Genomic DNA, 10,280 nt, shown 5'->3' with positions numbered 1-10,280 from the left:
TGTCGAGCCAGCCGGTAACGGTGTCGGGCGGCACCACTTCGTGCGCGCTGCCATAAAACAGGCTGCGCGCGCCGATGCGCGCGATTGCCCATAAAGCAAGGGTGTCCGTCTGCGCGGGCGAGGGCGATGCCGTTGGCTTGATGAAACGGTCGAGAAGCCAGTCGCCGATCTCCGTCTTGTAACTCGCCGGAATGCGTTCGAGTGAGGCGACGAGACGCAGCATGTCGTCATGCGTGCCCTTGGCGAGATGGGGAGGGCGGTGCTTCAGTTCCGCTTCATCTTCCTGCACATTGAATGCGAAATCATCCAGCAACCGAAGCTGCGCATCCTTGTCCAGTCCACCGGCGACACGCCGCCACATCGTCCACCATTCCGCCGTTACCTGCGGATCATTGCCATATTGGACGCCGGTTTCGAAAATCGGCCAGAGACGTTCAATGCGCCATTCGTCGAGCGGATAGCCGAAGCCCGGCCGCAGGCAATACCCGGCCAGGTTGAACCAGATCCGTTCATGGTCGGCGGAGCGCCTGCGTGTGTTCGCCCGCTCGATGAGCGCATCGAACAGTTGCCGCAGCAAAGGGGTGGGCCATTTTTCCCGGCGGCCGATGAGCTGTTCGAGCTGTGCCCTGAGCTGCCTGACCTCCTTCGGCATGACTTTCTGCGAACGGGTGCCGAAGATACGATCGATCTTGCCGATAGCGTCGGCCAGGCGCGGTGGCAGCGCATGCTCGGCCGGCTTCCCGGCCGCATTGCCGTCGTCGTTACCGACCTCGCCCCGAAGCTGAAATTCAAGCAGCCATCGCTGATTTTCATCGTTGGCGCTGACACAGTGCATTTCAAGCGTGCCGACTTCCATCAGCGTGGTCGCCAGCCGCACCGGGACCTCCTGCTTTCCGGCAGCGCCGGCGGAGCGGAGCACGGTGGCGATGGGCGGCAGCGGCGAGTAGTCGCCTTTGTCGAGATCGACCAGTTCGCCGAGGCGGGGCGGCGGCCCATCGTCGGCGGTCGTCGAGAGCAGGTGGAAACGAACCGGGCGACCCAGGCGCAGGGCAAACGTCCGATCATGCAGCAGCAATTCCTTTCCGGTTTCGCTGCCGCGAGGCAGCACGCAGATACCCCTGTGCGACGGGGTTGCCGCGGCAGACTGTCCGGATTCCTCCGGTGCTTCGTTGCGGCGTGCAACTTTCGCATCGTTGTCGACCATCAGGAAATAGCTGCGGGGAGAGCCGCCGCCGATTTTCGGCGCGCGGCCCTGCCTTGCGAGGGAATAGGCAACCGCGCCGCGTGCGACGGCGACATCGGGGTTTTCGTTATGGAGCAGCCGCAGCGGTTCGCCGCGCCAGGCGGCGAGCGTGCTTTCCAGCCGGGCAGCCAGTGCAGGCGCGCGGAATACGCCGCCGTTGAGCAGCAGCGTATCCGGGACGGGCAATGCGTCGTCAGCAGTATCCGCGGTTCCCAATGCCTCGCGGGATGCTCCTGCATGCTGATGGAGGAAGCTGGCGAGGTGGCGGGTGACCGCCGGATCGCTTGCATAGGGCAGGCCGAATTCGACGATGCCGCTGCGCCGCTGCCGCGCGTGTTCGGCCGGCGCCACCATGGGGAAGAAGCCATCGACGACAATGCGTTCGACCTCAGCCCGCTTCAGTTCGACGGTGCTCGTGCCCCCCACCAGCCGGGAGCCGGCGCCAAGCAGGGTGACCAGGGTCTTCTCCGGTGCGTCCCTGGCGAGCAGTTGCTCCTTGGCGGCGCGGCAACGTTCCAGCAACTGTGAGAGGCTGCTGGCGGACAGCTTCCTGCTCGTGGCGCCCGCGCCCTGACCGCCGGTCATGCCGGCCTCCACGACATGGGCCAGTACCAGGTCCATGTTGTCGCCGCCCAGCATCAGGTGCTTGCCGACGCCGATGCGGGTCAGCACCGGCTCATTCTCCTGCAGTTCCACCCTGATCAGGCTGAGGTCGGTGGTTCCGCCGCCGACATCGCAGACGAGAATGAGACGTGTCCGGGCGAGTTCGGCGGCAACACTGTCCCGGTGCCGGAACAGCCAGTCGTAGAACGCGGCCTGCGGTTCCTCCAGCAGCCGGAACTGCGTCAATCCCGCCTGCTGCGCTGCCTTGACGGTCAGCGCCCGTGCGCCTTCATCGAATGAGGCCGGTACGGTCAGCACCAGGTCCTGCTGTTCCAGCGGCGCATCGGGAAAGCGCCAGTTCCAGGCATCGCGCACGTAAGCGAGATAGCTTGCGCTGGCATCCACCGGCGACACCTTCAATACATCGTCGCCGGCACCCCAGGGCAGGATGGGCGCAAGACGGTCGACCGCCGCATGCGACAGCCAGCTTTTTGCACTCGATACCAGCCGTCCCGGCACCTGCGCGCCGAGCCTGCGGGCGAGGAGGCCGATGACGGCCGGATCCTGTGACGTTGCCGATGTCCACGGAAGCTGCAGGTCGCCCGCCGGTATCGCGCCGGGCGCGGGATGAAAACGCAGCGACGGCAGCAGGGGCGCGGCCTTGACCTCTCCCGGCGCGATCAGCTGTTCGATGTCGAAAAGGCGGATATCGTTGCTGCCGGATTCGGCATAGGCGACCACGGTGTTGGAGGTGCCGAGGTCGATGCCGACCGCAAACCGCTTCATTGCTACTGTCCGCCGTGCGCTGCGCTATGGGATTCGTTATGCGATTCGCTGTTGCCGCGCACGTCGAATTCGACCTTCCAGCGTTCGCTGCCGCTGCGCGGGACGGCGGACAGCTCCAGCGTACCGGCTTCAGTGACCTTGGCATTCAGGCGCACCTGCACCACTTCGCCCGGCTGCCGTCCTTCGGTCGGGAGCGTCGCCTCGATCTCGTCCAGTTCCTGCAGGTCGTCCGGCTGCCAGAAATCGAGCATGGTGCCGATCTGGTCCTGGCGTCGCGTCGAGGACCCGAAGAAGCGGAAATGCACCGGTTCGCCGACCACCAGGCCGAATTCCTGCGTCTGCAGTTCGGCTTCGGTGCCTTCCTCCATGCCGAAGGGCGCGACGCACAGCGCCTGCATCGGCGGCTCCATGCCGGGGATGGCCGGCATGGCCGATTCCACCCCGACGTAGAACGAACGCGCGGTCCCGCCGCGAATGCGAACGCCCTGCCCACGGCGCACATAACCGTAATAGGCGGCGCCCCGCGCGACGGCGAGATCGAGATCGGCGCCCGACAGCAGACGCGCCGGAGGGGCGTTTTCAGCGGCCAGCCAGCCGTTGACGGTGGCGAGCGTGCGCTGGGCCAGGATGTCTGACTTGAACACGCCGCCGTTGAAGAGTATCGCGGTGGGATGCAGAAAGCTGCCTCCTTGGGAGGTCTGGACTGCGAATCCTTCTAGTTCACTTAATGCCGCCACCTGACGCCCAAGGAAGGCGGCAAGATGGCGCGTCACGGCGGCGTCCTGGGCGAACGGCAGGCCGAGCTGCGTCAGCGCGGCCCGTGTGCGCGTCGCCGGCCGCGCCGAGGCGTCCACCTGGGGGAAGAAGCCATCGAGAATGACGGCGGTCACTTCTTCCCTGGTCAATTCCGTCCGGATCGATCCGCCGATGAGCCGTGATCCCCGGCTGGGAACGACGATCGGCATGGTCTGCACATCCGAATCCGACAGCAGGTTTTCCTTCGCGGCGCGGCAGCCGTAGGTCAGCGCGCGCATCTGCCAGGGATCGAGCTGGGTACCGTTCGCAGCCAGTTTTCTTGCCACGACGTGGGCCAGCGTCAGGTCCATGTTGTCGCCGCCAAGCAGGATATGCTCGCCCACCGCGACGCGGTGCAGTTCCAGGTTGCCTTCGCGTTCGACGACAGCGATCAGCGAGAAGTCGCTGGTGCCGCCGCCCACATCGACGACGAGGATGATGTCGCCCGGCCTGACTTCCTTGCGCCAGCGGCCCTGGCTGGCCTGGATCCAGTTGTAGAGGGCGGACTGCGGCTCCTCCAGCAGGGTCAGCGCGTCATAGCCCGCCAGCCGTGCCGCTTCGGCCGTCAGTTCACGCGCTGCCGGATCGAAGGAGGCAGGAATGGTGACGGTGACGTCCTGCTGACCGAAGGGTGCATCGGGATGCGCGTGATCCCAGGCATTACGCAGATGGGTCAGGTAGCGTACGGACGCTTCCAGGGGCGACACGCGGGCGACTTCGGGTGGAGCATCGTTCGGCAGAATTGCCGCCCGGCGATCCACGCCCGGGTGGCACAGCCAGCTCTTGGCGCTCGATACCAGCCGTATCGGCGTGGTCGCGCCTCGGCCGCGGGCAAGCTCACCGACGACGTCCCGCTCTTCGCCGCTCCAGGGGAGACCCAGCTCGCCCGGGGCCAGTTCGTCGGCATGCGGCAGATATAGGAAGGAGGGCAGCAGGGGCTGCGCTTCCACAGCGCCCGGCGCGGTCAGCTGGGGAATGTCGAGAACGCCGTGGATGGTCTTGTCGTTGTCGCTGGCATTCATGTCGGTATAAGCCAGCGCGCAGTGCGTGGTACCGAGGTCGATGCCGATGGAGTAGCGCGGTGTATTCACAGTTCCACCTCTGCCGGTGTGAGCACCGTGGCGTCATGGGTGCCGGTAAGTTTGGGAAGTTTGACGTCGCTCGCGCGCCAGCCGCGATGCGTGAGCGTGCCGCGAAACGGCGCCGACCCGACGACATTGCCGGTCAGCCGCACCATCGCCGCATCGAAGCCTTCCGGCAAGGTGATGTTGCTGCCTTCACTCTCCTCGCGCACCGGCGCGATGACGAAATGCTCGCCCAGGACCTTGCGGCAACCTTCGTGCACCACCCGGGCGGCCGCGCCCACTTCCGCATCGGAATAATTCTTCAGATCTTCCATGGCGAAGTCGATCAGGCGTGCATCGCGCTGCAACAGGCTCAAGAGCTGGAGCGCCGCCTCGGGGGGTGTTTCCTTCAGTGGAGGCGGCACCGGTTTCGGGGGTTCCGGCGGTGGCTCCGGCGTCGCGGCTTCGGGTTCGGGCTGGGCCGCACCCTGCCGCAGGCGATCGATATGCGTCGCATAGTCGACGTCGGAAAAAGTGCGGAAGAACGCACCGATGGCGAGGGGAATCCTGCGCAGGAATGAGGGTTTCGCGCCGGTTTCCGGATTTGCCTTCGAGTCAGCCATTTTTATTACTCCTGGTTTATTTTGAATCGCTCCGGACAAGGTCCGAGCCGCCGGAGTATCCGGCAGGCATCTTGCCCATGTTGTGCGCAGGCGCCTGAAAAGCAAGGGGCGGGTCCTGGTACACAAGCGGCACATGGCCCGCATGCGATGAACTACTTCAGATTCCGCCGAAAAACGGATGGTTCACCGCAGTGGAAAGAAGGCCGGTTGCCCGCAGCGAAGAGTCTGGAAACGGGAGGCATATTGCTGCTGCCGCATCTCGTTTTGCAGCGCACATTATATTTTCATTCACCTTCGCCCGTCGACCGGTGCGTTTCGCCGCCGGAAGGATTTCGTCATGCCGCCTTACTAACGGCACGCCATTTGCGGTAAGTCAACGCGCTTCATGGTGCCTGAGGGAAACTCACCCATCCGCGAGGTGTTTGGCTGACTACAATGATTATTCGACGCCGGTTCCATCAACGCCATCGCGGCCCAGCGCCAGTCGCGCGACGACGGCAGGCACGTATAACAAAAAAGACGCCGGAACCACACTCAGCAAATGCATTCTCCGATGACACTCGACACTTCAGGCACCGTTCGCACAACCGATGAGGCGGCGCTCAGTGCCTTGCTCGATGGAGACCTCCGCGACCCGTTTTCAATCCTTGGCATGCACGCGCTGGATGACGGTCTGGTCGTCCGCGCATTCCTTCCGGGTGCGCGAGCAGTGCGGTTGATCGATGCGGAATGCGGACAAGACCTGGCGCCAATGCATCGGCAGCAAGGCACCGACGTATTCGCCGCTTTTCTGCCGGGGCGGCGCAGTAGGTTCGCCTACCGTTTCGCGGTGAACTGGGGCAGACACGAATCCCTGCTCGAAGACCCATACCGCTTCCCACCGGTGCTGGGGGAAATGGATGTCTGGCTGCTTTCCGAGGGGACGCACCGGCGTCCCTATGAAAAACTGGGCGCCCATCTCGTCGAAATCGACGGCGTGGTCGGCGCCAGCTTCGCGGTTTGGGCGCCGAACGCCAGGCGCGTGTCGGTGGTGGGCAACTTCAACCAATGGGATGGCCGGCGGCACATGATGCGACTGCGCCATGAATGCGGCGTATGGGAAATCTTTGTCCCGCACGTCGGCGCCGGCGATCTCTACAAATACGAAATCCTTTCCGCAGACGGAGGACGGCTCCTGAAAGCCGATCCGTTTGCCTTCCGCGCCGAATTGCGGCCGGCAACCGCATCGGTGGTGCACCCGATGCCTGCGCTTTGCCTGCCGCGGCCGGAACGGCGCGCGGCGAATTCGACCGGTGCGCCGGTGAGCATTTATGAAGTGCATCCCGGTTCCTGGCGACGCAAGGAGGGAGTCGGGCCGGGCTGGCTGAATTACCGCGAACTCGCCGGGCAGCTGATTCCCTATGTGCGCGAACTGGGCTTTACCCATGTCGAATTGCTACCGGTCAGCGAGCATCCCTTCGACGGCTCATGGGGCTATCAGCCGGTCGGCATGTACGCGCCGACGTCGCGGTTCGGCACGCCCGAAGACTTTCGTTTCTTCGTCGAGTTCGCGCACGCCAACCATATCGGCGTCATCCTTGACTGGGTGCCGGGCCATTTCCCTGCCGACGCGCATGGGCTGACCCGTTTCGACGGCACGCATCTCTACGAGCATGCCGACCCGCGCGAAGGTTTTCATCAGGACTGGAATACCCTGATCTACAACTACGGACGGCGGGAGGTCAGCAATTACCTGGCCGGCAATGCGCTCTACTGGCTGGAACGTTTCGGCATCGATGGCCTGCGTGTCGATGCGGTCGCATCGATGCTGTATCGCGACTACAGCCGGGCGGATGGACAGTGGGTGCCGAACCGCTTCGGCGGGCGGGAGAACCTTGAAGCAATCGATTTCCTGCGCACCGTCAACGACCTGATCCGGACCGAACGGCCGGACGCCGCGGTGATGGCGGAAGAATCGACCAGCTTTCCGGGAGTGTCGCGCCCGGTACAGGAAGGCGGGCTCGGCTTCCATTACAAATGGAACCTCGGCTGGATGAACGACACGCTGAATTACATGGTCAGGGACCCGATCTACCGCAAGCATCATCACGACCAGATGACGTTCGGCCTGGTCTATGCGTTCAGCGAAAATTTCGTGCTTCCGCTCTCCCACGATGAAGTCGTGCATGGCAAGGGCTCGATACTCGGCCGCATGCCGGGCGACGAATGGCAGCGCTTCGCCAATCTGCGCGCCTACTACGGCTTCATGTGGGGACACCCCGGGAAGAAGCTGCTGTTCATGGGCAGCGAGTTCGGCCAGGAAGGCGAGTGGGATGCCGAGCGCAGCATCGACTGGCATCTGCTCGACAAGCCGCTGCACAAGGGCGTGCAGCGACTCGTGCGCGACCTGAATGCCGTCTATCGCGCCTATCCGGCATTGCATCAGCTCGACTGCAACAGTGCCGGTTTCGAATGGATCGCGCACGACGACCGCGACAACTCGGTGTTTTCCTTCATTCGCAAGGACGAGCAGGGCGACTTCATGCTGGTCATCGCCAATTTCACGCCCGTTCCCCATCATGCCTACCGGATCGGGGTACCGCGGTCCGGCAGCTACCGCGAGATCATCAACACCGACAACGTCGTCTATGGCGGCAGCGGCTTCGGCAACGGCATGCTTGCCGCCGAGGACATCGCATCGCATGGCCGTCGATATTCATTGACCGTCGCCGTCCCGCCACTGGCCACGGTGATGCTGCGGCTGGATGGATAAAAAGAAGAATTCGAAGCAACTGGGATGCAGGTTTTAAGACAAATAAAGACGATACCTACAAACGATACTTAAGAGAGACCGTGATGGACCAAACGATAGATAAACTGATTATTGCCCGCCAGCTTCCAAAGCGCACCGTCGCGCTCGTGCTGGCCGGGGGCAGAGGTTCCCGCCTGCAGCAACTGACCGACAAACGCGCCAAGCCGGCGGTGTATTTCGGCGGCAAGTTTCGCATCATCGACTTCGCGCTGTCGAACTGCATCAACTCCGGCATCCGCCGCATCGGCGTACTGACGCAATACAAATCCCATTCGCTGCTGCGCCACCTGCAACGCGGCTGGAATTTCCTGCGCGGTGAGGCGAATGAATTCATCGACCTGATGCCCGCGCAGCAGCGGGTAAACGAAGCGTACTGGTACCGGGGTACGGCGGACGCGGTTTACCAGAATATCGACATCCTCCGGTCCTACGGTCCCGAGTATGTCGTCATCCTCGCCGGCGATCATATCTACAAGATGGATTACTCGCTGATGCTGCTCGATCACGTCGAGCGCGGCGCGGATTGCACAGTCGGCTGCATCGAAGTGCCGCGAATGGAAGCGACCGCGCTCGGCGTCATGGCCATCAGCGAGGACCGCAAAATCACCAGCTTCCTGGAAAAGCCCGCCGATCCGCCTGCCATGCCCGGCAAGCCCGATACCGCGCTCGGCAGCATGGGCATCTATGTATTCAATGCCGATTATCTTTACAGGCTGCTCGATGAAGATCTTGCCGATGAATCGTCGAGCCATGATTTCGGCAAGGACATCATTCCAAAGGTGGTCAGCGAAGGACGTGCGCTCGCGCATCCGCTGAACCTGTCGTCCGTGCCGCGCACCCCCGGCATGAAGCCGTACTGGCGCGACGTCGGCACGGTGGATGCGTTCTGGTCAGCCAACCTCGACCTCGCATCCGATATGCCGGAACTGAATATCTATGACCGCGACTGGCCGATCTGGACCTACCAGGAACAACTCCCGCCGGCGAAGTTCGTGCCGGATGAAAGCGGGGCGCACGGCAAGACGGCCAACACGCTGGTTTCCGGCGGATGCATCGTATCCGGTTCCGACCTGACCCAGGCGGTCCTGTTTTCCAATGTGCGCATCCATTCCTATTGCACCGTCACTCAGACGGTGATCCTGCCGCATACCGAGATCGGCCGTCATTGCCGCCTTCAAAAAGTGGTCATTGACCGCGGCTGCAAGCTGCCGGAAGGACTGGTGATCGGTGAAGACGCAGAGGAGGATGCGAAGCGCTTTTATCGCACCGAGAACGGCGTTGTGCTGGTGACGAGCGAAATGCTGGCGAAGCTGAAATGATGAAGCGGCTCGAAGACTGAGCAACAGTTCCTGCGATGCAACAGACGTCCGCCCGGCACGACCTTTTCATTTGCGGGCAAGGGTGCAAGAACTTGTCGATCATCATGCCGTCCTGCACCATTTCCAAATTAACTTTGCCTGCTGTTAAACTTGTTAATCGCTTCGTAGTCAGAATCTCTTCGACCGCTCGACTGTTTCTTTGCTTTAACAGTTGTCTTACAAAATCAAGCATTCGCATTGCAGACCGGAATGACTTCCGGACCAGATGAACGGATGCACTCGCTTGGACTAAATGCATGAATAAAACAGAAGGTAGCCAACTGGCTGGCGTCATCACAAAACATCACAATGAACTGCTCGCGAGCTGGCTCGACAGCATGCAGAAACGGATGGTAAGGCGCGACCCCGGCGCCGAAGCCGAGATGCGCCAGCAGGCCTCACGATTTCTGCCCTTGCTGGCAAAGTCCATCGAGACCGACAGTACTGCCAATATTGAGTCGGGTGCGTGGGAAGAGACCCGCGCTTTGCTGGCCGATATTTCCCAGTCGCGGGCACGACAGGGTTTTTCACCAATCGAGACCGCCAACTTTGTCTTTTCACTGAAAACGCCTTTGTTCGCCTACCTGCGCACGGCGCTGGCCGAAGACCCGCAGGCATTGTCGGCGGAGACGGCGAAGACCAGCGTACTGTTTGACGACCTTGGTCTTTACACTATCGAAATCTTTCAGAAAAGCCGCGAGCAGGTCATCCTGCGCCAGCAGCAGGAATTGCTCGAACTCTCTACGCCGGTCGTACAACTATGGAAGAACGTGCTGGCCCTCCCGCTGATCGGCACACTGGATAGTGCGCGCACCCAGGTCGTGATGGAGAACCTTCTGCAGAAGATCGTCGATACCGGCGCATTGATCGCCATCATCGACATTACCGGCGTGCCGACGGTCGATACCCTGGTCGCGCAGCATCTGCTGAAGACAATCGCCGCCGCGCGCCTGATGGGCGCGGACTGCATCATCAGCGGCATCCGGCCGCAGATTGCGCAAACCATCGTGCATCTCG

At 62.5% G+C, this 10,280-nt stretch carries 6 protein-coding genes; 3 read left to right on the top strand and 3 right to left on the bottom strand.

All coding sequences use genetic code 11. From position 1 onward, the window contains the following. The 3 genes from VGU61_RS06680 to VGU61_RS06670 form a co-directional block, all read right to left on the bottom strand. On the bottom strand, positions 1-2,632 hold a 2,632-nt coding region (locus VGU61_RS06680; RefSeq protein ID WP_326858327.1), incomplete at its 3' end, for a hsp70 family protein. A 2-nt stretch (positions 2,633-2,634) separates the two neighbouring features. Continuing rightward, complete coding sequence (locus tag VGU61_RS06675) at positions 2,635-4,518, bottom strand: Hsp70 family protein (RefSeq protein WP_326858326.1); 1,884 nt, start codon at positions 4,516-4,518, stop codon at positions 2,635-2,637. Further along, positions 4,515-5,114: a DUF2760 domain-containing protein gene (locus VGU61_RS06670; protein WP_326858325.1), complete on the bottom strand. Its 600-nt coding sequence runs from the start codon at positions 5,112-5,114 to the stop codon at positions 4,515-4,517. The genes VGU61_RS06675 and VGU61_RS06670 overlap by 4 nt, the downstream gene beginning before the upstream one ends. Positions 5,115-5,667: 553 nt before the next feature. Between VGU61_RS06670 and glgB the strand changes: the two genes are divergently transcribed. From glgB to VGU61_RS06655, 3 genes are all read left to right on the top strand, one after another. Then, a complete protein-coding gene (gene glgB / locus VGU61_RS06665; protein ID WP_326858324.1) occupies positions 5,668-7,866 on the top strand; it encodes a 1,4-alpha-glucan branching protein GlgB in 2,199 nt (732 codons plus the stop codon). Between the two features lie 83 nt (positions 7,867-7,949). Then, complete coding sequence (gene glgC / locus VGU61_RS06660; RefSeq protein WP_326858323.1) at positions 7,950-9,224, top strand: glucose-1-phosphate adenylyltransferase; 1,275 nt, start codon at positions 7,950-7,952, stop codon at positions 9,222-9,224. Positions 9,225-9,520: 296 nt separating this feature from the next. Beyond that, positions 9,521-10,280 (top strand): STAS domain-containing protein (locus tag VGU61_RS06655; RefSeq protein WP_326858322.1); only part of this gene is annotated, 760 nt, incomplete at its 3' end.

Origin of the sequence: Noviherbaspirillum sp. (genome assembly GCF_035944575.1) — a bacterium.
Classification (GTDB): Bacteria; Pseudomonadota; Gammaproteobacteria; order Burkholderiales; family Burkholderiaceae_D; genus Noviherbaspirillum.
The sequence above is the reverse complement of the archived record's forward strand: the minus strand, read 5'-3'. Positions and strand labels throughout refer to the sequence as shown.

Excerpts from the sequence above, each read along its gene's own strand:
- VGU61_RS06670 (WP_326858325.1), bottom strand. The coding sequence starts at position 5,114 with ATGGCTGACTCGAAGGCAAATCCGGAAACCGGCGCGAAACCCTCATTC.
- glgB (WP_326858324.1), top strand. The coding sequence starts at position 5,668 with ATGACACTCGACACTTCAGGCACCGTTCGCACAACCGATGAGGCGGCG.
- glgC (WP_326858323.1), top strand. The coding sequence starts at position 7,950 with ATGGACCAAACGATAGATAAACTGATTATTGCCCGCCAGCTTCCAAAG.